This is a genomic window from Fibrobacter sp. UWB3 (assembly GCF_002210405.1).
GTDB lineage: Bacteria > Fibrobacterota > Fibrobacteria > Fibrobacterales > Fibrobacteraceae > Fibrobacter.
Genome location: NZ_MWQJ01000010.1, coordinates 44178 through 70163, shown reverse-complemented (window position 1 = coordinate 70163; position 25986 = coordinate 44178). Strand labels below are relative to the sequence as shown.

Below are 25986 nucleotides of genomic sequence, written 5' to 3'. Positions count from 1 at the left end.
GGAAGCGAATATGATGTTCAATAAGAAAATTTCTGCTTTTGGTCTTTCTTCTGCGATTCTGCTCTCGGCTGCGACAGCATTTGCTGCTGAAAATCAGACGGAAGTCGTTACGCAACAGAAGTCCCTTTTGGAAAAGCTGGATTCTCTCAATGCAGCGGTGCTTGGACTTAAGATTAACGGTACGGCAAAGGCCGGTGTCCTTGCTTCCTTTGCTTCTTCTGACCAGTTTGCTGACAACTCTCCGACTCAGGAAAACCAGGCTTTCACGGATGTGAACCTGCGCTTGACCGCTCGTCCGAGCTCCGAGACGATGATCGATGTCCAGTTGCGTTTGCACAAGGATTGGCAGAGTGCCTATGACGAAAACAACAACCCGGTTATTGGTCACTGGTTCAGCTACGATGGTACGATCCTGAACAAGCATGTGGACTTCAACTTGGGTTACATGCGTGTCGGTTACACCCCGCTCACCATCAACACTCCGCAGACAGAAGTTCTTCAGGAACCGGAAATCTTTGCAGAAAAGCGTCGTGAAGCCCTTGCCCAGCGCAACCTCGATACTACGAGCCGTCGCCTGTTGCATGGTCTCAATGTCGCTTACCAGAGTGGCAGCGTTGGCGCGGTCGATAACATTACCGCCCAGCTCACGGGTGCTCGTCTTCGCAATACGGCCAAGAAGGCAGACCAGTTGTTCTTCGACTTCGACTTCTCTGACCGCTACCTCCTTGGTGCTCGCGCCGGTGTCGAAGCCTACGGTGCTCATGTTGGCTTGAACTATGTCAATGCCTTTGACCGTAAGCAGACTCGCCGTTCTAAGGACCTCGATGATCTTGATACTATCTACTATGAAAAGAATCAGGTCTTTTCTGCAGATATTGCATTCGATTCCAAGAAGGTGCTTCCGCAGTTGCCTATCACGTTCGGCTTGAATGGCGAATTTGCCATGTCCAACTGGAAGGTTGACCGTGATTACAACTATACGGGAAAGAAGGTCTCTTATAGGGTTAACCAGGCTACAGATGCTAACGACAAGCAGTTTGCTTACGTGAAGTCTTCTCTGGAAAAAGATCCGCACTATGTGAACGAAGAATACCTCGATCTGGATGGCAAGAGCTTCTATGCCGATGTCTTTGCTAAGGGTAACGTCAGTGATGTTGACTTCAAGGTCAGCGCCGGTTACTTCCAGACGGATTCCAACTTCTGGTCTGAAATGGCATCTTCTCCGGTCTATCAGGGTCGTTCCACGATTCTTAACACTGGCGCCCTTTATACCGATTCTTCTTATGCAGACTTGATCTTGGGGACCTTCGGTGCTTCTAGCCTCGAAAACCTCTACTTCAGTGTCTACAACTCTACGACGTTGCAGGCTGGCAACTTGATGTCTTCGGGTAAGAAGAACATCCTCAGTGAATTTGGCAGCTTGGAAAGCCCGAACCTCTTCTACCGTTTGGACAACAACTACAAGAATGGCCACTTCTACCGTAACGGTTATACTTCGAACATTGCTAAGAAGCGCGAACTTGATCCTTTGACGGTTCTTGATCCGTCTGTGGGTCTTGCATTGCCGCTCGGCATGGCTACGCCTGATCGCAAGGGCATTACTGCCAAGGCCGACGTGAACTGGGCTGACAAGGTGTTCTTCAACGCCCGTGTCAACTTGGTTACTCAGGGCAATCTGCCGAGCTTCGACGCTGAAGGCAATCCGATTACGATCGAAAACAAGTTCACCGAATTTGCTGTGGGTCTCGGTGTCGATGCTGGCGCTCTTGCTGGTCTTGACCGTAAGATCCTTGTTCAGGGCTCTTTCTCCAATGGCTCTGAAGACTCCTACCTGAACCGTAAGGTTACTCGCATCGTTGCCGGTGTGACCGCCGATGTCTGGGGCCCGATCTCTGTGCTCGCCGGTTTCCAGATGTACGAAAAGAAGTTTGGTGACAATGGCTATACCGTTGCTTCTACAGACGAGAACGGAGCTATTATTGCAGCGGCTGCTGTGACCAAGGCTAGCGAACAGTTGATCATGGGCGGTGTCCGTGTGAAGCTTGCGCCGATCTCTTACTTGACCGTCCAGTATGGCATGCTCAAGAACGACCTCGACTTCAACGTTGCTGGTCTGACTGGCCTGGTTGCTAAACAAATTTCCATCAGCAAGAATGTTATCCTTGCCGATGTAACGGTGAATTTCTAAGAGGTGCTAAAATGAAAAAATTTCACCAGTACATGATGATTCTCTTGGCAGGTGTTTTGGGCGCCTGCTCCTCGATGAGTGTTGACGACCCTTATGAAGAAAACTTTCCTGAGGGTTTCGATGCTAACGTCTATGTGGAATTGCATCCTGAACTCCGCATCGCAGAAATTAGAGACTATGTGGCTTACCGCAATGAAGTGGTTTCTGATTCCATGAAGAAAGCTGGTGTGGATGATGCTACTTTGGCTGCATTTACCACCAATGACGAAACGGCGTTCCTTGCCAATTCTGTTTTAACCCAGTATGTCTATACGGGTTTGATTGGACATTCTGCTGAAAGTTGGACTGCCTATCTGACGCAAAAAGCCGTGTTGGCAGCGGATCCTTCGGACAAGGATGCTAAGCAGGCTGTTTCGAAGGTTGAAAAGGAATTGAAGGAATTCAATTTCATCAACGTTACGGAAGACCAGAATACCTGGAATAACGTTCCGAAAGACCTGACCGCATATTCAATGCAGTATACTCTGTATGGTCAGTCTCATGGTTGGGCTTATCGCTACTGCAACGATAATGAAAAGGTCGCAAATCCGCTCGTCCCGGAAAAAGATCTGGATGACGGTAAGCCTGCAGGAACGAATCCGACGGATTTTAGTCCTATAACATACCTTGTCTGCTATGACAATGTCAGCTTGGTCAACCGTGTGATTCAATAGGATAAGAGGTAATCAAATGAACTTTAAAGTTATTACATTGGCTCTTGCCATGGGCGCTGCAATGGCCCAGGCTGCCGCTGACAAAGTGATTGGCTTCTATCCGTATTGGAGTCAGTATTCTCAGTTCTATGCCAAGGATATCCGCTACAATCTCGTGACCGACATCCACTACATGTCTATCACCCCGACTGCAGAAGGTACGGTTGCTTTTGCTGACGAATACGATGCCGACAACTTCAAGAACCTTGCAAGCATGTCCAAGGAAAACGGCGTGAAGCTGATTGTTTCCGTGGGCGGCATGGAAGCTGAATCTAGCCTCAAGGCTATCGCTTCTTCTGACGAGACTCTTTCCACGTTTGTTTCGAATGTGAAGGAATGGCTCTCCACGAATGGTGGCGATGGCGTTGAACTCGACTGGCAGAACCTCACGTCGGATGATTCCGAAGATTACGCCAAGATGCTGAACGCCTTGGTCGATGGTCTTTCGGGCTCTACTGTGACGGCTGTGATTTACCCGGCTTTGGGCTTGGACGCCTACAAGGCCGAAGCCTTGAACCGCGCTGCTTACGTGGATGTGTTCATGGCTGACCTTATGAACGAAAGCGAAAGCAGCCTCGTTCCGAACCAGAGTGCAAACTCTGTGCAAGAAACGCTTGATGCTGTTGCCGCTGCCGGCGTGAACAAGGATCTCCTTGCTCCGGTGGTGTTCCTTTACGGTAAGTCCTTTGCTGGTGCCAAGGGCCTCGGCTCTAGCCACACAGGCGTTGGAAGTGGCAATGAAGGCTACCTCCCGTACGCAGAACTCATGAACCGCTTCGATACTCCGGATTACACGGTGACATTCGATGAAGCTTCCAAGTCCGAAGTGGCTGTGAGCGAAACTGAATCTATCGTGTTCATGGGTATCCCGTCTGTGAAGGCTGTGGCTCAGCACGTGAAGAGCGAAGGCATGGCAGGCGTTGCCGTGTACGACCTCTCCCAGGACCACTACGAACCGATCGTCTCGCTCCTCGTGACGGTTGGCCTCGAACTCCGCCCGGGCGTGAACTACAAGGCTTCCAAGAAGTAATTCTCGGAGTTCGCGGGAATCGCGAGATTGACAAAATCCGCGAGACTTACAAACGCTTTTAAAAATCCTCGACGCAATAAGCGCCGAGGATTTTTTTACATCTGCACGTGTCACCCCGGACTGTCATCCCGGATTTATTCCGGGACGGGGTCGCCATTATCGCTATGAAAACAGGCGAAGCCATCCGCTACACTCGATACACTTGGCGTTGCCTATAGTAAACATTAAAGTGGGTGGTGCAGGTACACTTTTATAAAAGAAAAGGTATTTTTTAAACAAAAATGAGGTTTTGTATGCGTAAACATCTAGTAGCTGCGTTAGCGTTTGCTGTGCCGACAATGGCTATCCCCCTGGTGAACCAGCTTGGCTTTGCCCCCGAATCCGAAAAGACGGTCGTCATCCCCGGTAACGACGCGAATCCGCTCGAAGTCCGCGACATGGCTGGGAACACGGTGCTTACGCTCGAAGCCCCGATGGTCTATGACTGGGATTATAGCGGCGAAGAAGTCCAGACGTACGATATTTCTTCGATTAAGAAGCCGGGCACGTACCGTTTGTATAGAGACGGCTATATCGGCAATCCGGTCGTGATTGGCGAGAATGTCTATGAAGATTTGACGAAGGCTGCCCTCAAGTGGTTCTACTACCAGCGTGCAGGCATGGCTCTCGATACGCGCTATGCAGGCAAGTGGGCTCGTGCCGCTGGCCACATTGACGATAGCGTGACGGTTTACGGTACGGATTTGCCGACGGCGACAGTTGTGGCACAGTCCAAGGGCAAGCCTGCTCCCAAGAAGGCTGACCCGAAGATTATCAAGTCGCAGCGTGGCTGGTACGATGCCGGTGACTACGGCAAGTACATTGTGAACTCGGGTATTACCGTGTTTACGCTTTTGGAACTTTATGAACACTTCCCGGCATTCATGGATACGCTGCAGTGGAACATCCCGCGTGAATTCCCGAAGATGCCTTCGCTCCTCGAAGAAATCCGCTGGAATCTGGACTGGATGCTTTCGATGCAGGACAAGGACGGTGGTGTTTACCACAAGCTCACATCGCTCAAGTTCGGCTCCAGCACGATGCCTGAAATTGATGGCGCCAAGCGTTACGCCATTGAAAAGAGCTTGACTGCAACGCTTGACTTTGCAGCAGTGATGGCTCAGGCTTCTCGCGTGTATGCTCCGTTCGACAAGGCTTTTGCTGACCGCATGCTCAAGGCTTCTGGCGCTGCCTATTATTGGGCCAAGCACAATCCGAAGGCTTTGTACAAGCAGCCCTCCGATGTACAGACTGGCGATTATACGTATGGCGGCGAAGACGGCAAGGATGAATTTGCCTTTGCTGCAACGGAACTTTTCCGTGCCACAAAGAAGAAGAATTATCTCAACGACTTGAGCGCTTACAAGCTCAGAAGCGATGGACCGTGGTGGGGCGATGTGAACATGCTCGCCGTTTACCATGTGGCTCTTGATTCTGCTGATTTTGGCGCAAAGCTCGGTGGTGCCGCTCGCAAGGCTTTGCTTGCCGCTGCAAATGAACTTCGTGCAATTGGCGATACGAGCGCTTACAGACTCCCTGCAACTCCGTCGAGCTGGAACTGGGGCAGTAACAGTGCCATGGCAAACAACGGAATCGTGTTACTCCACGCTTATTATGTCACGGGTGACAAGAGCTATTTGGATGGCGCACAGCAGTGCCTTGATTACCTCTTGGGCAAGAACCCGATTGAAATGACGTACGTGACTGGCTTTGGCTACAGAAGCCCGCGCAACCCGCACCATCGCGTGAGCGAATCTGACTTTGTCGATGATCCGGTCCCGGGCATGCTCGTGGGCGGTCCGCACTTGGGCAAGCAGGACATCAACCTCGATGGCAAGGAACTTTGGAAGTGCCCGAACTACGCTGTTGCAGACAAGCCGGCACTTGCTTACATCGATAACCGTTGCAGCTATGCGACAAACGAAGTGGCCATCAACTGGAACGCTCCGCTTGCATATCTCGCTGGCGCCTTGCAGGCCATTTACGTAGGCCACGCCAATGCGGTTGTGAAGTAAGTTTGCGCTAGGTTGTGTGTTTAGGGTTAGGCGGGCTTTGGCCCGCCTTTTTACTGTCATGCCGGATTTATTCGTCGAGCGTCACTTCCACAATGCCGCGGACGGAATTGAAGCAGTAGATTTTCTCGGCGGTCTTGAGGTCTCTCGGGTACAGGATTTTTTCTTTGGCCTTGCCTTCGTTCAAAAGTTTTTGCCTCGTAATCCCATTTAAAAGCCCGCACTCGATAGGCGGCGTGTAGATGATGCCATCTTTTAGAATGCCGATGTTTGTGAATGTGCCTTCGGTGATTTCGCCCTTCTCGTTTACACAGATTTCATCAAAGACATCTTTCGGGAATGGCAGACGAATGCTCGTTTTGTGGTACAGGAACGGATTGGACGAATTTACTTTGTGTACGATTTTGATTTTTGGATCTTGCTTGGGTGCGGGAATCGGTCTTGTCGTGAGTTCAAAGTGACCGTCTTTGAAAAGCTCAATCCTGTTCACAACAGAACTATCGAACTTGATTTTTTCAAGGTCGCTGTTCCAGGTGAAGCCGAGGGTGTTCGCTGAATTTTTCAAACGTTCAAGATGCATCTCGAAATCGGTGATGCCTGTTTCAATCAGCGAAAAATCGGTATTCAAAAAACTTGCCTTGGTCATTGTTTCATTCCATTCGTCGTCTGCGGTAGAGGCCCATGTGATGGCGCCGCCGGCATCGTATCTGTATTCCGATTCGCCTTGCTTTTTCTGCAAGATTCTGATGGGCACGGAGAAAATCATTTCGTCGCCGTGGATGTAGCCGATGGCGCCGCAGTACACTTCTCGTGGGAACGGTTCTGCATTGGCGATGACTTCCATTGTAGAAATTTTGGGCGCGCCCGTGATGGAACCGCACGGATAAATTGCATTGATGATGTCGTAAAGCGTTGTGCCGTCTTTCAGTTCCGATGAAATCTCAGAGGTCATCTGGAAAACGGTTTTGTGCTTTTCGACTTCGAATAGCTTGTCGGCGCGGACGGTTCCCGGCTTTGAAATTCTCCCGAGATCGTTTCGCAGCAAGTCTACGATCATGACGTTTTCAGTGCGGTTCTTTAAGTCGTTGTGCAAGAATTCTTGCAAGGCATCATCTTCTTCGGAAGTATTGCCGCGCTTGAGCGTTCCCTTCATGGGCTTTGTCAAAATCTTGTTGCCGCGCTTCAAGAAAAACAGTTCCGGCGAGAATGACAAAATCGTCTCGTACTTGTTTTGCAAGAAGGCGTTGTATGGAGTCTTCTGGTTTTGCAATAGGAACTGGTACAAGTCTAATCCAATTGCGTTTGTTCTTAATGTTGAAGGATATGTGTAATTGACTTCGTATGTGATCCCGTTCTTGATTTGCTCTTTGATGTAGTCAATCTTTTGTGTGTATTCTTCTTTGGATAGGCGCGGTTTTACGATGGTGCCGATTTTGTAGTTGGGGATTTTTTCTTCGAACGGCTGGAACGAATCGAAAGCTTCAAAGTAGATAAGGGGTGCTTCGCTTGTTGCGTTTTTGAGGTCGTAGCGCATGTAGCCGAGAAGGTAATAGCCTTGGCGTTGCAAAGATTCAATTCTGTTGAGTGCGGACTGGACCTTTTGCGGGTCGAAAATTTCAATCGTTTCGATCGGATTATTAAATACTTTATTGGTGTATATTTGCATAATCACAGGACTCGTTTTTGACGGCGCAAATATAAATATTGCTATACAAGAAAGTCGTTCTAATGTTAATAGTCTGTTACAATTACGGTTACTTTGTAGCAAGTTTGTAACATTTTTGAAAACAAGCGATTTCTTGCAAGTTTTCAGTATATATTACTGGCATGCAAAATTGGTACTTTCTTATTGTTGTCTCTATAATCTTTGTGTCGGCTCTCTTTGCTTCTGCAGCATCGGCCCCGATGTAATGCAAAGACGCGCTCGATTATAATTGCTGGTCCCCGATTGAATTGGGGATTTTCTTTTTTTTAAGAAGGCGAAATAGGACTATTGGGGTTAGTGGTCAAAAAGTCAAAATTATATGCAATTTTTTCTATGAAATTCTTGATAAAATGTGATGAAATTGTTATAATTTTATCACATTTTTTTTAACCGTCTTCGGCAAATTATGTGTGGTCGAAGAATAAGGGATTGAATATGAGAAATAAACTACTGTTTGCGCTTGCTTTGGTTTGCGCTTATTTTGTCGGTTGTGCTGATTACGACGATTCTTCGGATAATCATTCTGTCGGCCCAAACGAAAAGGAAGCTGTGATTGACACTGCCCGCTATACCGTTATTATTTATGGCAATGCTGGCGGTGATATGGATTCCATCATTGAAGGTGTTTATGAACAAATGCCGTCACTGATGAAGAGCAAGGATGTTCGTGTATTTTTTACCTATAAATACGGAACCGATTCTTCTGTTGTAGGTTATGATGAAGATGATAACCTCATAAAAACGCCTTTTAATGGAAAATATGCTGAGCCTGGGCAATTGGTCGCTTTTGAAATGACCAAGGATTTGGATTTGGATACGATTAAGGATCATGCCCGCATGGCTGGTGAGTCTATAATGATGCATGATCCGGGCAGACTCTCGAGCGTGTTGGATTATGTTGCGGATAGTCTCCCTGCTAAAGACTACGTGCTTGTTTTTTGGGGACATGGCCAAGGCTTTGACTTTGATGTTGATTTTCCTGAATTGCACGCGAATCGGACTGCTTTGGCTAAATCACAGGATTTGGCTGCCGTTATGCTCGATGAGTGGACTCTTGACTTGGAAACGGGTTTGAAAGATGGCATGAATATATACGAAATTAAGGAAGAAATTGAAAATTCGAAAATCAAACATCTCGCAGGACTTTATTTCCACAACTGCTTTATGGGCAATTTCGAAACTTTGAGTGAAGTTTACACTGTTGCCGATTATATGGTTGCTTCGGAACATGTGCTGGAGTCTGATGGAACCTTGATTTTGAACCTGGTCAAGGAACTGTATAAGAAAGACAGTTTCCAAGAAGCTGTTAAAGCCTCGTTTAAAGATTCGAAGGATCACTGGAGAAAAGAAAACAAGAAGATGAAACAGAATGGCGACCTCAGCTTGTTGAAATCTTCTGAAATTAGTTCGTTCTTCCCGATTTTCAAGGATATCGCTAAACGTTTGAATACTCTTTACGAAGATCCAAAGCAAAAGGATATCATAGATAACGCGGTCTTGGGTTCGTATTATACAGGCGAATGGGATTCTGAAATATTCTTTAACGATGTTATTTTCTTCGCTAATGTTTTGGCTTCTTTTACAGAAGATAGTTCTCTTATTGCGTCCACGAAAGAACTTAAAAAGGCGTATGAAAGGTTGGTTGTCGACTATATTGATGCCCATTACAGTGATGGAAATGACATTCTTTCGTTCTCGTTGTCCGTTTTGTTGACTCCTCAATCTTTCTATAACGATGAAACCGTATGGGGTTATACACGTAAAGAAGCCTACGAAAATACAACATTCCATAAAAAGACGGGCTGGGGCAATTTGCTTAGCGTTCTTGACGGACTTGACGTCCTTTACGAAAAACTCGCAAATCTCGGAGATGGAGACGAAGGCGATTCTGAAGAGGAAGGCGATTCCGAAGAGGAATAATAAACTACTTTAGTTTCGGATAAGTTTTGGGGTTATAATCAGGTGGCGTTATTGCTGCCTGATTTTTTTAGTATAAAATAAAAACGCTCCCTTTGATTTGGGGAGCGTAATGATGCGGATAGTGCTGGGATTGTCATTCCCGCCACTGAGCGGGAATCTCCTTCTGTCCTTTCTTGCGTCTGCTATTTGCTTTCTACTAAATTCACAAATTCCTTGCAGACTGTTTCGGGATCGGGCTTGCCGAAAATGGCGCTTCCGACGACGAAGATGTTTGCTCCCGCTTCCTTGCAGGCGAGGATGTTGTCTAACTTAACGCCGCCATCGATCTGGATGTTGAGTTCCGGCTTGAGGGCGCGGAGTTCACGAATCTTGTCGAGGCAGTAAGGAATGAGGCTCTGACCGCCGAAACCCGGGTTCACAGACATGATGAGTACCATGTCCACGATGTCGAGCACGTATTTGATGCTTTCTAGCGGAGTAGCCGGATTGATGGCGACTGCGGGCTTGACGCCGAGTTCTGCAATCTGGTGCAGCAAACGGTCGAGATGGTTTGTGGTTTCGGCATGTACGCTGATGATGCTTGCACCAGCTTTAGCAAATTCGCCCACGTAGTTTTCCGGATTTTCGATCATCAAATGGCAATCGAGCGGGAGCTTGGTTCCCTTCTTGACGCAGGCAGAAATGCCCGGGCCAAAGCTGATGTTTGGGACAAAGTGCCCATCCATGATGTCCAAGTGAACGAGGCCTGCGCCTCCGTTTTCGATGGCCTTGAGGCCGTTGCCGAGTTCGAGGAAGTTTGCGTTCAAGACGCTGGGAGCGATGATTTGTTTAAGCATATTTCAAATATAGCAAAATAAAATTTTTTTTACTAAATTTAGGACACTAAGAAATAAGAGGAGATTATTATGTCCAAGAATTCTAAAACTGTGGTTGCAAAACCCGTAAAGAAAGTTGCGACGAAGGCTGCGGCAAAACCCGCTGCAGAAAAGTCCGCCGCAAAAACCGTGAAGGCTCCAGCTAAGAAGGCTCTCCCGAAGGCTGAAAAGCCGGCTAAGGCTCCTGCCAAGGTCGTGAAGGCTGCAAAAGTTGAAGCCCCGAAAGCTGAAGTGAAGGTCGCCAAGGCCCCGGCAAAGAAAGCTGCAACAAAAGCTCCGAAGGCTGCTGCCCCGAAGAAGGTTGCTGTCGAATTCGTTGCCGATTGCCCGCTTGCTACGACTGTCTCTGTTGCTGGTACGTTCAACAACTGGACTGTCGATGCCGACATGCTCAAGAAGGACAAGAAGACGGGTCTTTGGGTTGCCAAAATTTCCCTCGTTCCGGGCGATTACGAATACAAGTTTGTCTGTGATGGCAAGAACTGGGACGCAGGCGACAATAAAATCAAGCACGTATAATTACTCTGATTGAAAAACTATTGAAAATGCGCCGGGCATAACGCTCGGCGTTTTTCATTTTTTGTAAAACTGGTTTTATGTCTTGGCGCGCTCCTCGTGCATTCTTGCACTCGCGCATCGCCTGCTATTTGACGCTTTCAGCGTCCGTAGCTTCGGCTCAAAAATGCGAAAACAAGTTTTCGCGCTTTGTTCGCCTTGCACACTTTTTCTAAATTTGCGCCGTATGAAATATTCCATCCCTGATTCAGTGCTTTTGAAAGCGGCCAGTGAATACGGCACCCCGCTTTGGATTTATGACCGTGCGACGATTGAACGTGCTGTAAAGGACGTGCAGGTTTTTGACACTGTGCGCTTTGCTCAGAAGGCATGCCCGAACCTCTCTGTGGTTTCGCTCATCCGCAAGCTTGGCTGCGTTGTCGATGCCGTCTCCGCTGGCGAAATTGTGCGCGCCCTCAAGGCTGGCTTCAAGGGTGGACAGCAGAAGGGCAAGGTCCCTGAAATTGTTTACACTGCCGATATCTTTGACCGCGATGCACTCGAACTCGTGAAGAAGTACGACATCGCCGTGAACGTGGGCTCTCCGGACATGATTCAGCAGCTTGCTGATTTTGGCGTGAAGTCTGAACTCACCATCCGCGTGAATCCGGGCTTTGGCCATGGTCACTCCCGCAAGACGAATACCGGTGGCGACCTTTCCAAGCACGGCATTTGGCACGAACAGATTAAGGACTGCATCAAGCTCGCCCAGAGCAACGGCATGTGGATTACCGGTTTGCACATGCACATCGGTTCCGGCACGGATTTTGAACACTTGGCCCAGGTTTGCGATGCCATGGTGGACGCTAGCCGTCACCTCGGTTCTCACCTCCGCACGATTAGCGCTGGTGGTGGCCTCCCGATTCCGTATCACGAAGAAGAAAAGGGCAACCGCATTGACGTGAAGGCTTACTATGATTTGTGGGATAACGCCCGCAAGCGTATCCAGCAGAGCATTGGTCATGATGTCCATCTCGAAGTGGAACCGGGCCGTTATCTTGTTGCAGAAAGCGGCTACCTCGTTGCGGAAATCCGCGCTGTGAAGAAGCAGGGAAATAATTTGTTCTACTTGCTCGACGCGGGCTTTACTGATCTCGTTCGCCCGAGTTTTTACGGTAGCTACCATGCTATTTCTGTGGTTGCCCGTGACGGTCGTGAACTGAACGAAACTGTTGACGCTGTTGTCGCTGGCCCGCTTTGCGAATCCGGTGACGTGTTCACGCAGGAAGAAGGTGGCTTTGTCGTGACTCGCAAGCTCCCGAAGGCTCAGGTGGGTGACCTCTTGATTCTCCATGATGCCGGTGCTTACGGTGCCGCCATGAGCAGCAACTACAACAGCCGTCGCTACGCTGCTGAAACGATGTACACGAAGGGTGAAATCAAGCTCGTTCGTGAACGCCAGACTTTTGAACAGCTCTTGCAGAACGATCGCATTATCGAACTGTAAGCGTTGGATGTCATGCCGGACACAGTTCCGGCATCGCCACATTTCCTTTGCATTCATCACCCCGGCGTTTGTACCCTGTCATCCCCGCCTACCTGTCCTCGCTTGACGGGGACGAGCGGGGGATCTCCTTTTTTATAGCCAAGTCCATACTCAATTTACTACCTTTGGTCTCGGAAATAAGACTATGGGTAACTTACGCGCTATTCTCATGCCGGTCGCCATTCTCGCTGGCATCCTCATTCCTCAGGCGCACTTTCTGTCGCCGCTCTTGCCGTTCACTATCGGCATTATGATGTTCCTTACGTTCGTGACGAAAATTCCGCCGCAGACGCATGGTTACACGTTCAAGATAGAAGCTCGCGCGTTTATCGCAAGTCTCGTGATTATCGCCGCCCTCTGGGGCGTTGTGGAGCTTTTCCACTTGCCGCGCGAAGTGCTTTTGGGCGGTGCCATCATTGCGCTTTGCCCACCCGCGAATGCGGCCCCTGCGATGGCGAAAATGCTTGGCGGCAGCGCATCCCTTGCGCTCAAGATTTTCCTCAGCGGTAACTTGATTGCATGCTTTAGCATCCCAGTGATTTTTGGCTATTTGACCGGTGCCGAGGCGGACCTTTCCGAAATCGCGATGAAAATTTTCAATACGATCCAGCCGATTATCAGCATCCCGCTTGCGTTTGCGTTTGGGCTCCGTAACTTTTACCCGGAACTTGCTGACCGTGCTGCGAAATACCAGAAGTACACGATGTTTGTGTGGACGTTCTCGGTGTTCATTATTTTGTCCAAGGCAAGCTTTGACATTCGCGAGATGGGCTTTGCCGACTTGTGGAATAGCGGAAAGCTCCCGCTGATGGCTGCGGTTTCGCTTGTGCTTTGTCTTTTGCAGTTCTGGCTTGGTTGGGTTTGCGAACGCGGTCGCCGTCCGATTGAAGGTTCGCAGAGCATGGGGCAAAAGAATACGACGCTTGTCATCTGGGTTTCTAGCCTTTACGCGGGCCCGGTGGTGGCTCTTGCCCCGACTTGCTACGTTGTATGGCAGAACCTTGTGCTCAGCTATATGACCGCAAAAATCAAGCCGAAAAAAGATTGTTAGAACTTAGAATTTAGATCTTGGAACTTAGAATATTTCTGAAATCAAAATGTCATGCCCGCCACCGAGCTCTTTGATCACTTAGTGCTTTGACGCTTTGCGTCAGCATCTTCGGCTCAATCATGACAGTCTGCAAGCAGCCTGTCGCGACACTCGCCTTGAATGCAACTAGCACTTATGTGAGCATGATCCGCGTATGGGGAGGGCATCTCCTTTTTTATGTCGAGATGGTGATGCCCGCATTCGCGGGCATGACAAAATGAAATTTGTTCATCGTCACATACAAGAAAATTTTTAAACTTTTCTTTACTTTTTGCTTACGACCGCTTTATATTTATACACATGGTGTATTCGAAGCTGGTTTCATCTTTGATTGCCCTTGTGGCAATTCTTTTTGTGTCATTCTTTGTGCGTGACTGGTATGTGCTGCATCAGTGCGGTGCTGTTCAGTCGTGTCTAGATTCTACCAGCGATTTTCAGAACATCACAAAGTTTATTGTAACCTTTATTGCAACGCTACTTGCGTTTATGATTGGCAGACGTTCAGTCACTAGGCGCGACCGCTTCTTTTTGCAGATGAGTTTCTTGATGATTCTTTGCGCCGACTTTTGTTTTAAAATTCTGTACAATTATTTTGGCACGCCCGACACTCGCGAAAATTTTATCACGCTTGGCATCGGCTTTTTCTTCATGGCGCAAATGATTTTAATTTATCGACATTCGCGTACAAAGAATACAGACTGGTCGTTCCCGTGGATTTATTGCATTCCGCTTGCGGCTGTGATTGCGATGATTTTCCTTGCGTATTTCAAGGTCCTTGAATCCGTGATGCTCATGGCTGTTATTGCGTACGCGCCGACGTTGCTTTGTTCGCTTTACATGGCATGCAGGGCGACAACGTTAGGCTTTTTCCCGGAGAAAAATGCCTTCTTCATCATGTTCGGCATGATTTGCTTTACGTGCTGCGATGCACTCACGGGAATTTCGCTCCTTACGGGGGCGGACCATTCGACCCGTGAAATCTTGGCGGTTGTGTCGAATAACTTTATTTGGCTCTTCTATGTCCCGGCCATTATTTTCCTTGCTTTGAGCGGATATCGCCGCAACGTTTAGACCCGCATGCTTGGCTCTATTCCCCTAAAATTCTATTATTACCTCGTTCAAAGAGGTCATAATGATTATTGATTTAAAAGGTATGGAGACGACTGTTCTCCCGAATTTTAAGGGTGGCGAAAAAGAATACAAGGCCAAGATGTATTTCGACGGTACGACGCGCATTATGCACGGCACGCTCGAAGCTGGCGCTTCTATCGGCTACCACAAGCACGAAACTAACAGCGAAATTATGTTCTTTGTCTCGGGGAAGGGCAAGGTACTTTTTGATGATGGTGTGGAATATGTCGAAGCTGGCCAGTGCCATTTCTGCCCGAAGGGGCATTCTCACAGCTTGATTAATGAAGGTCCGGAAGATCTCGTCTTTTATGCGACGGTCCCGGAACTCGGATAAGTTTAATTTAATGGAGAAAATATGTCTAAATTAATGCGTTCTATTTCTGGTATCCGCGGAATCGTTGGCGATACCCTTACTCCGCAGATTTTGCAGAGCCATGTGCGTGCTTTCCTTGAAATCACGAAGGCTAAGCGCGTGGTGATTGGCCGCGATAGCCGCCCGACAGGTGATGCCATCGTGCAGTTCGTCGCTGGCATTTGCCGCCTTTCTGGTGTGGATGTCGTGGATGTTGGCCTTTCGACGACACCGTCTGTGGAACTCTTGACGACGCATTTCAAGGCTGATGCGGGCATCATCATTACCGCAAGCCATAACCCGCTCGAATGGAACGCTCTCAAGTTCCTCAACAACAAGGGTCTTTTCCTCGGTCCGGATGATGTGAAGCAGCTCTTTGCTCTCGCTGATGCAAACCAGTTCAGCTATCCGGATTACCGCACGATGGGCAAGTACGAAGTCGCTCCGGATGCCGATGGCATTCACATTGATGGTACGCTCAAGATTCCGTTCGTGGATGTCGAAGCCATCAAGGCCAAACATTTCAAGGTCGCTGTCGATGCTGTGAACGGTGCCGGTAGCTTTATTGTGCCGCGCCTCTTGGAACAGCTCGGTTGTGAAGTTGTTCGCGTCCATTGCAGCCCGGATGGCACGTTCCCGCGCGGCGCAGAACCGATTCCTGAAAATCTCGGTGACTTGCGTAAGGCTGTCAAGGATAACGGCTGTGCTGTTGGCTTTGCCGTGGACCCGGATGCAGACCGCTGCGCTCTCGTAGATGGTTTGGGACAAAGTATCGGCGAAGAATACACGCTTGCAATTGCAACAGACGAAGTACTTGCTCAGAAGAAGGGTAGCGTTTGCGTGAACCTCTCCACGAGCCGCATGAACGAAGATGTTGCCACCAAGTACGGTTGTGAATTCAGCCGCGCGAAGGTCGGTGAAATCAACGTTAGCCTCCAGATGATCGAAAACGGTTGCGTGATTGGCGGTGAAGGTAACGGCGGTGTGATTCTCCCGGCGCTCCATTACGGTCGCGATAGCCTCGTGGCTGCCGCACTTGTGCTTAGCTGGATGGCCCACCACAATGGCGGCCCGGAAAAGTTCGTGGCAGAAAATCCGGCCTACGTGATGCCGAAGAAAAAGTTCGAACTCGGCGACAAGAAGGTTGCTGACATTCTCCCGAAGGTCAAGGCTGAATTTGCCGGCTGGAAGACGGATGAACGCGACGGTCTCTGGCTCGGTTCCGAAAAGTCCTGGGTGCACGTGCGCGCCAGCAACACGGAACCTGTGATCCGCGTGATTGCCGAAGCTCCGACTGCTGAGGAAGCTGAAAGTTTGTGCGCTAAGGTTGAAAAGCTCATTTAGTAGTAAGTAGACGGTAACGTCATCCTGAGCAACGCGAAGGATCCAGTCAAATTAAACCAAAAGGGCTCGCCGTTTCCGGCGAGCCCTTGAACATTAGAGAGTGTATAGGAAATCTTTAGAACTGTTCGAAGAACTTGTGGACTTCTTCAGGAACCCAAGTGCTTTCCCAGTTCCAGCCAACGCCCATGTTACCGGTGTCATGAGCGGTCCACTGATGGTCACCTGGCCAGCTGCACCACTTGACCGGGAAGCGTTCGTCGACGTTCTTAAAGTCATAGCAGACGTGTCCGGTGTTGCCGTTCACTTCTTCAGGCTTTTCGGAGCTTGCGTCGGTGAAGTCGCCATTGGCGTCGGCCTTGCCGTTACGCTTGAGGATTCTCGGGAGGGCGCTGTTCTTGGCGCGGTTGTAATCGCATCTGCCGTCGTTTTTGCCGTGAACGTTCATCCAGGCGATCGGCAAGTTCTTCATGTTGTTGCCTTCGGGGAGCCAAATGTTGTAGTCAGCGACTGCGTAGGTGGCTGCAGCGCGGACGCGGCTCTGCATGTCTTGCATAAGTGAGTAGCTGAACATGGCGCCAAAGCTAAAGCCTGTAATGAACACGCGGCTAGTATCAATGCAGTAGTTGTCGTTCAGAGTCGTTAGTGTCTGAGCGAAGAAGTCGTGGTCGCCCTGACCCTTGGTCCATACACCGCCAATAGCGTCGAGTGAAACGAAGATGTAGTCGCCGTTCTTGTCGAGCACTTGCTGGCCGTAGTACGGAGTCGGATGGTCGTAGTCTGCTTTGTGATGCACGAAGTCTTCACCGCGGCTACCGTAGCAGTGTAAGGCAAAGAGAACCTTGTGCGGTTTCTTGTTGTCGTAGTTCTTCGGCAAGGTGATAAAGTAATCGCGGGTGTCGCTACCGACCTTGATTTGGAACTGGTCGCCGTTTTCGACGCTCTTGACTTTTTTCAATGTGGAATTGGTTCCGCAGCCCTTACTCGGTGTCGGTGCGTTCTTCAAAGCGTAACCGAATTTGAACGTCGGTTCGGGAGGGATGGTCTTCGAGAGTTTCACGTCAACGGTCGTGTCGAGCGTTCCGAGCGGCACGGTGAGCGTGTCATAGCCTTCGAATGTAAAGCGGAGTGCTTCGTCCTTGGCGGCATCCTTCATGAGGGCGTTAGCCTGTGAGCCGAAGGAGCTGGTAAAACTTTCGTCCGTCGTGAACTTGAAATTCTGCTTGGCGTTACCGACAGAGACCTGTGCAAAGTAAGTACCGCGTGCGCTGAGTCCTTTGCTCAAGTCATACGTGCCGGAACCTTGCAATGTCTTTTTGAAAACCTGGTTGCCGAGCGAGTTGTAAATCTTTACCTGAACAGGCGAGGTGCTGCTCTGGGAGTAAGAGAGAATGCCTTTGTTTACGCTGATATAGCCAACGGCGTTTCTGAAGCTTGGGTTGATGCCCACTTCCTCTTCCTGGATGGTGAATTTACCCTTATCATCCGTCGAGGCTGTCTTGCCTTCTTTGAGCAGGTCGACCGTGACACCTTTGAGTGCCTTGCCATCATTGTCAGAAACTGTTCCTGTGATTGTGTATGCCGATGCCATCCCGCACAAGGCAAAACACGCGGCCGTAAATAGATTAGGCGCTTTAATCATATGTACTCCTTTTACCAAACTCCTAAGACACACCTCACTATAAACTAATCTAATTCCAGATGTGATGAATGTTACGCGTTTGCGCTCCATGTTTATGGATGAATTGTCTATAAAATGATTTTTACAAGTCCCGCTAAGGTTGGCGATGCCGAAGGGCCGGAATGCGCGGGCATGACAGAAAAAAGCGGCTCCTGGGGAGGAACCGCTTTTGGGTAGAGAGCTGATTTATGAATATCGTTTGTGATTAGAACTGGCCGAAGAACTTGTTGACTTCTTCAGGAACCCAAGTGTTTTGCCATTGACCGTTGTCCGAAGCGGTCCACTGGTGGCCACCGCCCCAGGTGCAGAGCTTGACCGGGAAGCGCGGGTCTACGCTCTTGAAGTCGTAACAGACGTGGGTGTTGCCACCGCTATACTTCGTTGCCTTTTCCTTGCCGCGAGCATCGGTGCCGTCCGGGCCGTTATTGGCGAGGATGCGGTCCACAGAGCTGTCGACACGGCTATAAGAGCAGAGGTTGTCCTGAGAACCGTGCACGTCCATCCAGGCAATCGGCTTGCCGGCATTCTTCGGGATGTAAATGTTCCAGTCTGCCACAGCGTAAACGGCGACAGCGCGGATGCGGTGCTGGAATACCTGGGCCAAAGAGTTGGTGACCATGGAACCGAAGCTGAAGCCCGTTACGAACACGCGAGAGGTATCGATGCAGTAGTTTTCTTCGAGCTTGGTGAGGAGTTCGTCAAAGAAGATGTGGTCCTTGTTATCGCCAGTGCGCCAGGGGCTTCCGTCCGTATCGCCACGCGGAGCGACAAAGATGAATTCGTTGTTCTTGTCGAGATTCTGCTGGCCATAGTACGGAGACGGATGATCGGCGTCCGGAGAATGGTTGGTGAAGTCTTCGGCGTTAGAGCCCATGCAGTGCATAGCGAAGAGAATCTTGTACGGCTTGGTGTTGTCGTAGTTCTTCGGGAGCGTAATCCAGAATTCACGATTCAGGCCGGCGCTCTGCATATTGTACTTCTTGGCGTTGCTGTTCTGACCGGTCGACTGGAGTGTCGAATTTACGCCGCAGCCCTTACTCGGGGTCGGTGCGTTCTTCAAGGCGTAGCCGAATGCGTAGGTCTGTTCGTTAGAAACCTTCGTGAGTTTCACGTTGAGGTTTGTGTCAAGCGTGTTGAGTGCGATGGTGAGCGTGTCGTAGCCATCGAGGACAAAGCGGATGGCTTCGCCGGCTTGAGCATCCTTCATGAGGGCGCTTGCGTCTTTGGAACCGATCGAGCTCTCAAAGTTGCCGTCTGTCGTGAACTTGAATTTCTGCGTTGCAGAACCGACGGATACCTGTGCAAAGTAGGTACCGCGAGCCTTGATTCCCTTGGTCAGGTCATAGGTGCCGGAGCCCTGCAGAGTCTTTTTGAAAACCTGGTTACCGAGCGAGTTGTAAATCTTCACCTGCACAGGAGAAGTGCTGCTCTGGGAATAAGAAAGAATGCCGTTGTTGATGCCGATGTAGCCGACGGAATTTTTGTAGCTCTGGTTGAGCCCCGTTATTTCGTCTTCGTGAATGGTGAATTTACCCTGGTCGTCTGTCTTTGTGGTCTTGCCTTCCTTGAGCAAGCTGACATCGACGCCGTTAAGGACCTTACCCTGATCGTCGGAAACGGTTCCGCTGACCGTGTAGGCGAATGATGTGGTACATAAAGCCGCAACGCATGCTGCGGTAACGAACGAAAGACGTTTCGCTTTCATCGAACACTCCTTTTTGAAATCCAAAAATTTCTCTCTGGACCTCTTAACCCAATCTTAATTTATTTTCCAAAAAGAAAATAATCAATAATGTAAATATATTGTTATGGACATTTTGTCAACGCTTCTGGGCGGTTAATTGAGTTTGTAATAAATTTGTAAACTTTAGACGGAGCTAGTTAAATTCTATATATACACCTATGAACCACATTGCAATTTTTATCGACGCAGAAAACTTGACCAACTGGGTCAAAAATAACGGTGTACAGTCGCTCATGGACGAGCTTTTGCCGCTTGGACAGATTGTCGTGCGCAAGGCTTATGGCAAATGGTCCACGCCACAGCTGATCCCGTTACAGTCCGCGCTCAATGAAAATGGCTTTGAACTTGTGCATACGTTCCATCCGGTGAGTGGCAAGAACTCGACGGACATCAAGATGACGGTCGATACGATGGAAGTGGCGCTCGATTCCCAGGTGCAGTGGATTGTGCTTGCCACGGGCGATTCTGACTTTTCGCCGCTTTTCCGCAAGCTGCGTGAACAGGGCAAGGAAGTGATTGGCGTGGGTCCCAAGTCCCCGCTGAGCGAATGCGTCAAGAATTCATGCTCCCGCTACATTTACACGGACGATGCGACCGGTGCCGATGACGATTCCGGTGATGAAGTTGCCGATGCCAAGGAACGCGCAAACTTGATCGTTTCCGAGAAAATCGATTCCATGGAAATGCTCCGTAGCGTTTTGCAAAAAGAAGATGGCCCGATTGCGCTTGCGGCGATCAAGCCCAAGATGCTGGGTATCGATAACGCGTTTAACGAGAAGCGTCTCGGTTTCAAGACGTTCAAGGATTTCGTGAAGTCCGCGGACTTTGTGCAAATGACGGATGTGGGTGGCGGTTCTTACATGGTGGCACTCGCCGAGCAGAAAGTCGCTGTCGAAGAAGATGCGCAGATGGTTTTGGCAAAGGCGCTCAAGCGTAAGGGCTGGGACATGTTCCCGCGCAACATGCTCAAGAAGATTTATGCCGAAGCTTGCGACCTTACTTCATTTGTTCCGATGAACAAGCAGGACTTGGTTCAGGAAATTGTTGCAAAGAATATTGCCGGTACGACGAGCAGCATTATCAACCGCGCGCTGAGCACGTTCTTCAAGGCGAAGCTTGTGACCATCAGCGGTGGTGATGACAAGCTCTGGACTGTCACCGAGACGAACCAGTACTGGAAAGAAATTGACAAGGCCATGCTCGACAGGCTCCGCGTGAGCCTCAAGGAAACCGGTCAGAAGGTCCCCAAGAAAGATATCGTCGCTATTTTGTACGGAAAGTACGCCGACGGCGAAGCCGAAAAGCTCGTATAAAAAGGAGATGCCCCATCAAGTGGGGCATGACATGTTTCTGCATCGCTCGGCTACGCTTCGTCGTTCTGAGTGCAACGAAGAACCCAGTTATATCTTGTTCTACATACCAGAAATGACTGGATTCTTCCGCCTTCGGCGTCAGAATGACGGTTGCGATAGTCTAGTCCAACTTACCTTGGTACAGGTCCAGCAGGTTGCGGGCCAAGAGGCTTGTGTACTTGGCGTTCGTGAGCGTGGATTGTGCGCTTTCGAGGCGGTTCTTCTGCGTGAGGTAATCTGTGTACGTGAGGGCACCTACGTTACGTTGTTCTTCGGCGACCTGCAAGGCTTCGTTTTCTGCTTCGACCTGGAGGATTGCAGCCTTCCACTGCATGTCGGCGCTGAGGGCGTTCAGGTAAAGCTTTTCGATGTTGTTTTCGAGCGTCTTTGCCTGTTCCTTCAAAGCGACCTGGCTTTCGGTTTCACTAATCTGTGCCTGCAAGACCTTGTTTTCGGTTGCACCGCCGTCGATAATCGGAATGTTGATGTTCAACGAAATGCTGTGCGAGTAGCCGTTCTTGAGTTGGCGACCGTACTTGTCGGATTCCCAGGCCTGGAGGCCGGTGCTTGCGCTTGCGCCGAGCGAGACCTTGATGGACTTGCCCTTGCCTGCAATTTCGGTGTTCTTCTTTGCGACCTGGATGGCGAGGCTGTCAGACTTTAATCCCGGATTTGTTTCCGTGGCTGTGGACTGGAGCTCATTGAGGGTCGGAATCGGCGTGAGGGCGTCCGGCGTCTGGATTTCGGATTCCGGAGCGGAGACTTCGAACGCTTCGCTTTCCGGGAGTTCCAAAAGCTGGCGGAGTGTTGTCTTTGCGGTATTCACGCTAAGCTGAGCGGCGAGCTGTGCTGCTTCTTTCTGGAGCACGTTTGCCTGCGACTGCGTCAAGTCCTTCTTGGTGATGGAGCCTGCTTCGAACAGCGTGTTGTAGTGCTCGAATTCGGCCTTGGCAAGTTCAACGGTCGCATCTGCTGTGTGCAACTTTTCGATTGCGGCGAGCAAGTTCATGTATGCGTTCAAGACGCTTTCTTGCACGGAGCGTTCGGTTTCCTTTGTCGAGAGTCGCGTAGCTTCTTTATTGATTTCGTTAGCTTGAATAGAAAGTCTTGTAGAGCCGCCGTCCCAGAGCGTGTAAGAGGCGCTGAGGCCTGCATTCAAGCGGTAATGGTCCTGCGGACCGTCTCTGAACGGGGAATCGTAAAGGGTGTTGCCGATGCTGGCGGAAAGCGTGGGGTAGTTCCCGACTTTAGCCTGTTCGAGGCTCACATCAGCTTTCTGTTCGCGGAGCTTTGCGGATTCGAGCTTGAGGCTCTTTTCTTTGGCCTGCTTGAGGCATGCGCTTAAGGTCCAGGAACCATCAGCGAAAACGAGCGATGCTGACGCAAAAATACCGAGAACGATTGCTTTTCTGTAATTCATACCTTTTAGATGCCCCAGCTATATATTTTGGTTGCGTGTTTTAAGATAGCAAATTTGTACAAACACAAAAAGGCTTCCTTGCGGAAGCCTTTTCGAATGGACGGTACTGGATTTGAACCAGTGACCTCTGCCGTGTGAAAGCAGCGCTCTAAACCAACTGAGCTAACCGTCCGAGGTGAGAGCAAATATAGAAAAGGATTTATTTGCTGTCAAGGGTTATAAGAACTTGTCTTCGGCAGCGCGGAGGATGCTGAGGAACTCTGCCGGGGTTTTGGAGGCGATGAGGTCCTTGCGCACGTTGCCGTCGGCGAGGAGGCGGCTCACGGAGGAGAGAGCCTTGAGGTGCGGACCCACAGTGTTGCCCGGGCTCACGATGAGGATGAGCAAATAAACCGGTTCACCGTCAAAGGACTGGAAGTCGAGGCCCTTTTCGATGGTAGCGGCGACCATGCACATACGGTCAACGTAGTCAATCTTGGCGTGGGGGACAGCAAGACCGCAACCGATACCCGTGGAACGGCTCTGTTCGCGCGTCCAGATGGCTTCGAAGATTTCATCGCGGTGGTCAAGTTTGTAGGCGCTGCAAAGAGTATCTACCAATTCGTTAAGAATGGCTTCCTTAGTTTCACTGGAAGAGTTAATCAAGATGCAATTATCTACAAATCTTTCAGAAAGTCGCATGTTTATTATGTTCCTTTTTGTGTATCTGTCAAACAATCATTTTAGAATAATTATTGCGATTTGGTAAGATTTATATCTAAAATATGTTTAAAAAAGAAGATAATTCTAGCTGTGAAGTGGTATTTTCGAGCCTGTCGATGGCTTTTCTCATGAGCGCGACGTCAATTTGGCCGGGGGCGGCCGCTTTTCCGATGGAACCGTAAGTGAGGTTTGCACCCTCCTTCAAAGACCAGATTCGGCTGATTTTTCCGGTTTCGCCCATGCCGAATGCGGCGATGAACTTGAACCCTTTGGCCTTTTTTGCGAACTTGTAGAGGCGCGAGCAGTCGTCGTCGGAGTTGCTCATGGCGGCAATTTTGATGCCGTCTGCCTTCACCCGTTTGACGTCGGTGAGGTAGTTCTTGAGTTCAAGGTCGGTTGGGATGCGGGTGAAGTTGTGCTCGGAAATGAGGATCTTCACGCCCTTCGGGGTTGCAATTTCGCGGAGCTTGTCGTAGTCGTGCAAGCTGTCGCGTTCGAGGTCCAGCCATTCCGGAACGTTCGACGCGTTAAGAATTTGTTCGAAAAGTCCGGGGCGCTCGATAGCGCGTGCGTCGGGGAATGTACCGCCGTCACGCTTGAGTCGTATGGTGCCGAGCTGTATTGCCTTCGGGACGAGTTTGCGGATTCTTGCTGAAAGTCCTTGCCATTCGGATTCGTCAAAAAAGTCGTAACGGATTTCGAGGATATCGCAGCTTTCAAAGTCAATGCGTGCCGGGTGGAGTTCTTCGCTCTCGGCGGCGGTAAGCGTTTCGGGACTCACGAGCCCGACTAGGTATTTCTGAGAATCGATTGGCATGACTGTAAATTTAGCAATTAGGAAATAGGAAGTAGGAGTTAGGAATTCTCATCGCGTCATGTTGAGTGGCGAAGCCACGAAACATCCAGTAAAGTCTCGTATTGAACGGAATATGACTGGATCCTTCGTCGCAAGCTCCTCAGGATGACAACTTTAGAATGACGATGTTGAAATCTTGTAACTAACTTCTGCCTCTAAAACACTGTCTACTTCCTACTTCCTACTGCTTACTGCTAATTGCGAATTTTCTACATTATACCCGAACAAAAGGATTATTTATGGCAGATTGTAACGAAAACAAAGAAAAGCAGACCCCGGACATGCTCAAGAAGGCGGAAGAATACCTCGCCTCCAAGCGCAGAATTTTCTTGTGGGGTGGTGTCGATGACGAAAGTGCCGAACGCATTGTGAAGCAGCTCCTGTATTTGGATTCCCTGAATCACGAAGACATTATTTTCTTCATCAACAGCCCGGGTGGCGTGATTTCTAGTGGCCTTGCCATTTACGACTGCATGAACGCAATCCAGAGCGATGTCGTGACGGTTTGCTGCGGACAGGCTGCCTCTATGGGTGCTGTGCTCCTTACTGCCGGTGCAAAGGGCAAGCGTTGTGCATGGCCGAACGCTCGCATCATGATCCACCAGCCGCTCATTCACGGTGAGATTGTCGCACCTGCAAGCGATATCCAGATCCAGGCCGAAGAAATGCTACGCATCCGTGGCATCACGGGCAAGATTCTCGCTGAAACTTCTGGACACACGATTGAACAGATTGACCGCGATACCGAACGCGACAACTTCATGTCTGCCGAAGAGGCTAAGTCTTACGGTCTCGTGGATAAAGTCGAGAGTATTATCTAATGGGTTTATTTTCTGCAATTAAGAGTGGCCTTGCCAAGACCCGTGACGCTCTCCTTGGGGAGTTGAAGGGGATTGTCGGTGCCGGTAAGATTACGGACGAGACGCTCGAAGAACTCGAAGAGCATCTCATTAAGGCTGATGTCGGTGTCGAAGCTGCATTCCTTTTGACGGATGCACTTCGCGAAAATGCTTTGGGCAAGTCGCTTACGACAGAGCAGGTGCTCGACATCATGCGTAATGAAGCGGAACGCTTGCTCAAAGATCCGCCTCCGTTTGAACTCAAGGGCAAGCCGCATGTGGTGCTTGTGATTGGTGTGAACGGTGCAGGCAAGACGACGACAATCGGTAAGCTTGCTGCCCGCCTTAAGAACGAAGGCAAGAAGGTGATGATTGCCGCTTGCGATACGTTCCGTGCAGCTGCGATTGACCAGCTCGAAACGTGGGCCGAACGCTCGGGTGCTGAATTCGTGAAGCATCAGGAAGGTTCTGACCCGGCTGCTGTGGCATACGACGCTTGCAGTGCCGCTGTTGCTCGCGGTTGCGATGTTGTCTTGATCGATACCGCTGGTCGTTTGCACAACAAAGATTACTTGATGGAAGAACTCAAGAAGATTGTTCGTGTCATCAAGAAGGTGAGCCCGGACATGCCACACGACATGTGGCTTGTGATTGACGGCAACACCGGACAGAACACCATCAACCAGACGAAGATTTTCAATCAGAGCTTCCCGCTCACCGGTCTTGTGGTGACAAAGCTCGATGGAACCGCGCGAGGTGGCTCCGTGCTCTCGATTGCAAGTTCGTTGCAAATCCCGATCCGCTGGGTTGGCATGGGCGAACGCATCGATCAGCTCGTAGAATTCAACAAGCGCGACTACGTTGACGGTCTTTTTGAAAACGCTCTAGAAAACAGGGAGTAGTCTATTGCTCTCGA

22 protein-coding genes and 1 tRNA gene are annotated in these 25986 nt (G+C 49.8%); 15 read left to right on the top strand and 8 right to left on the bottom strand.

Features of this window, described 5'->3' with window-relative positions; all coding sequences use genetic code 11:
- The first annotated feature begins 10 nt into the window (after nt 1–10).
- From B7991_RS11585 to B7991_RS11570, 4 genes are all read left to right on the top strand, one after another.
- Nucleotides 11–2188: a hypothetical protein gene (locus B7991_RS11585; RefSeq protein ID WP_088630967.1), complete on the top strand. Its 2178-nt coding sequence runs from the start codon at nt 11–13 to the stop codon at nt 2186–2188.
- 11 nt (nt 2189–2199) lie between these two features.
- Entirely contained in the window at nt 2200–2901 is a 702-nt protein-coding gene (locus tag B7991_RS11580; RefSeq protein WP_088630966.1) for a hypothetical protein, read from the top strand.
- Between the two features lie 16 nt (nt 2902–2917).
- Nucleotides 2918–3970, top strand: a complete 1053-nt coding sequence (locus B7991_RS11575) for a glycoside hydrolase family 18 protein (protein WP_088630965.1) — start codon at nt 2918–2920, stop codon at nt 3968–3970.
- 293 nt (nt 3971–4263) lie between these two features.
- Complete coding sequence (locus tag B7991_RS11570) at nt 4264–6024, top strand: glycoside hydrolase family 9 protein (RefSeq protein ID WP_088630964.1); 1761 nt, start codon at nt 4264–4266, stop codon at nt 6022–6024.
- 67 nt (nt 6025–6091) lie between these two features.
- Here the strand turns inward: B7991_RS11570 and B7991_RS11565 are convergent, their stop codons facing one another.
- A complete protein-coding gene (locus tag B7991_RS11565; protein WP_088630963.1) occupies nt 6092–7687 on the bottom strand; it encodes a chorismate-binding protein in 1596 nt (531 codons plus the stop codon).
- 474 nt (nt 7688–8161) lie between these two features.
- Here B7991_RS11565 and B7991_RS11560 point away from each other — a divergent pair, with 474 nt between their 5' ends.
- Nucleotides 8162–9646, top strand: coding sequence for a clostripain-related cysteine peptidase (locus B7991_RS11560; RefSeq protein ID WP_088630962.1), 1485 nt, complete (start codon nt 8162–8164; stop codon nt 9644–9646).
- A gap of 182 nt (nt 9647–9828) precedes the next feature.
- On the opposite strand, the gene rpe is transcribed toward B7991_RS11560, so the two are convergent.
- Entirely contained in the window at nt 9829–10482 is a 654-nt protein-coding gene (rpe, locus tag B7991_RS11555) for a ribulose-phosphate 3-epimerase (protein WP_088630961.1), read from the bottom strand.
- A gap of 69 nt (nt 10483–10551) precedes the next feature.
- Here rpe and B7991_RS11550 point away from each other — a divergent pair, with 69 nt between their 5' ends.
- From B7991_RS11550 to glmM, 7 genes are all read left to right on the top strand, one after another.
- Nucleotides 10552–11040 (top strand): glycogen-binding domain-containing protein, encoded by a 489-nt coding sequence (locus B7991_RS11550; RefSeq protein WP_088630960.1) that lies wholly within the window; start codon nt 10552–10554, stop codon nt 11038–11040.
- A 223-nt stretch (nt 11041–11263) separates the two neighbouring features.
- Nucleotides 11264–12523: a diaminopimelate decarboxylase gene (lysA, locus tag B7991_RS11545; RefSeq protein ID WP_073425305.1), complete on the top strand. Its 1260-nt coding sequence runs from the start codon at nt 11264–11266 to the stop codon at nt 12521–12523.
- Nucleotides 12524–12707: 184 nt separating this feature from the next.
- Nucleotides 12708–13613: a bile acid:sodium symporter gene (locus tag B7991_RS11540; protein ID WP_088630959.1), complete on the top strand. Its 906-nt coding sequence runs from the start codon at nt 12708–12710 to the stop codon at nt 13611–13613.
- Nucleotides 13614–13732: 119 nt separating this feature from the next.
- The gene (locus B7991_RS14880) at nt 13733–13873 is read left to right on the top strand and encodes a hypothetical protein (RefSeq protein WP_176421804.1); all 141 of its coding nucleotides are present in this window, start codon (nt 13733–13735) and stop codon (nt 13871–13873) included.
- Between the two features lie 79 nt (nt 13874–13952).
- Entirely contained in the window at nt 13953–14723 is a 771-nt protein-coding gene (locus B7991_RS11535) for a hypothetical protein (protein ID WP_088630958.1), read from the top strand.
- 61 nt (nt 14724–14784) lie between these two features.
- Nucleotides 14785–15117, top strand: a complete 333-nt coding sequence (locus B7991_RS11530) for a cupin domain-containing protein (protein WP_015732050.1) — start codon at nt 14785–14787, stop codon at nt 15115–15117.
- Between the two features lie 21 nt (nt 15118–15138).
- Nucleotides 15139–16479 (top strand): phosphoglucosamine mutase, encoded by a 1341-nt coding sequence (gene glmM, locus B7991_RS11525; RefSeq protein WP_088630957.1) that lies wholly within the window; start codon nt 15139–15141, stop codon nt 16477–16479.
- A gap of 115 nt (nt 16480–16594) precedes the next feature.
- Here the strand turns inward: glmM and B7991_RS11520 are convergent, their stop codons facing one another.
- Together B7991_RS11520 and B7991_RS11515 are read right to left on the bottom strand one after the other, a co-directional pair.
- The gene (locus tag B7991_RS11520; protein ID WP_088630956.1) at nt 16595–18118 is read right to left on the bottom strand and encodes a T9SS type A sorting domain-containing protein; all 1524 of its coding nucleotides are present in this window, start codon (nt 18116–18118) and stop codon (nt 16595–16597) included.
- A gap of 244 nt (nt 18119–18362) precedes the next feature.
- The gene (locus B7991_RS11515; RefSeq protein ID WP_088630955.1) at nt 18363–19862 is read right to left on the bottom strand and encodes a T9SS type A sorting domain-containing protein; all 1500 of its coding nucleotides are present in this window, start codon (nt 19860–19862) and stop codon (nt 18363–18365) included.
- Nucleotides 19863–20059: 197 nt separating this feature from the next.
- Here B7991_RS11515 and B7991_RS11510 point away from each other — a divergent pair, with 197 nt between their 5' ends.
- Nucleotides 20060–21214, top strand: coding sequence for an NYN domain-containing protein (locus tag B7991_RS11510; RefSeq protein ID WP_088630954.1), 1155 nt, complete (start codon nt 20060–20062; stop codon nt 21212–21214).
- 160 nt (nt 21215–21374) lie between these two features.
- Here the strand turns inward: B7991_RS11510 and B7991_RS11505 are convergent, their stop codons facing one another.
- From B7991_RS11505 to B7991_RS11490, 4 genes are all read right to left on the bottom strand, one after another.
- Entirely contained in the window at nt 21375–22673 is a 1299-nt protein-coding gene (locus tag B7991_RS11505; RefSeq protein ID WP_088630953.1) for a TolC family protein, read from the bottom strand.
- A gap of 97 nt (nt 22674–22770) precedes the next feature.
- A tRNA-Val gene (locus tag B7991_RS11500) sits at nt 22771–22845 on the bottom strand.
- 44 nt (nt 22846–22889) lie between these two features.
- Nucleotides 22890–23354 (bottom strand): PTS sugar transporter subunit IIA, encoded by a 465-nt coding sequence (locus B7991_RS11495; protein WP_088630952.1) that lies wholly within the window; start codon nt 23352–23354, stop codon nt 22890–22892.
- Between the two features lie 76 nt (nt 23355–23430).
- Nucleotides 23431–24192, bottom strand: a complete 762-nt coding sequence (locus B7991_RS11490; protein ID WP_088630951.1) for a type I 3-dehydroquinate dehydratase — start codon at nt 24190–24192, stop codon at nt 23431–23433.
- Between the two features lie 278 nt (nt 24193–24470).
- Here B7991_RS11490 and B7991_RS11485 point away from each other — a divergent pair, with 278 nt between their 5' ends.
- Nucleotides 24471–25052, top strand: coding sequence for an ATP-dependent Clp protease proteolytic subunit (locus B7991_RS11485; protein ID WP_085492104.1), 582 nt, complete (start codon nt 24471–24473; stop codon nt 25050–25052).
- Entirely contained in the window at nt 25052–25972 is a 921-nt protein-coding gene (ftsY, locus tag B7991_RS11480) for a signal recognition particle-docking protein FtsY (protein ID WP_085492103.1), read from the top strand. The genes B7991_RS11485 and ftsY overlap by 1 nt, the downstream gene beginning before the upstream one ends.
- Nucleotides 25973–25986 lie beyond the last annotated feature (14 nt).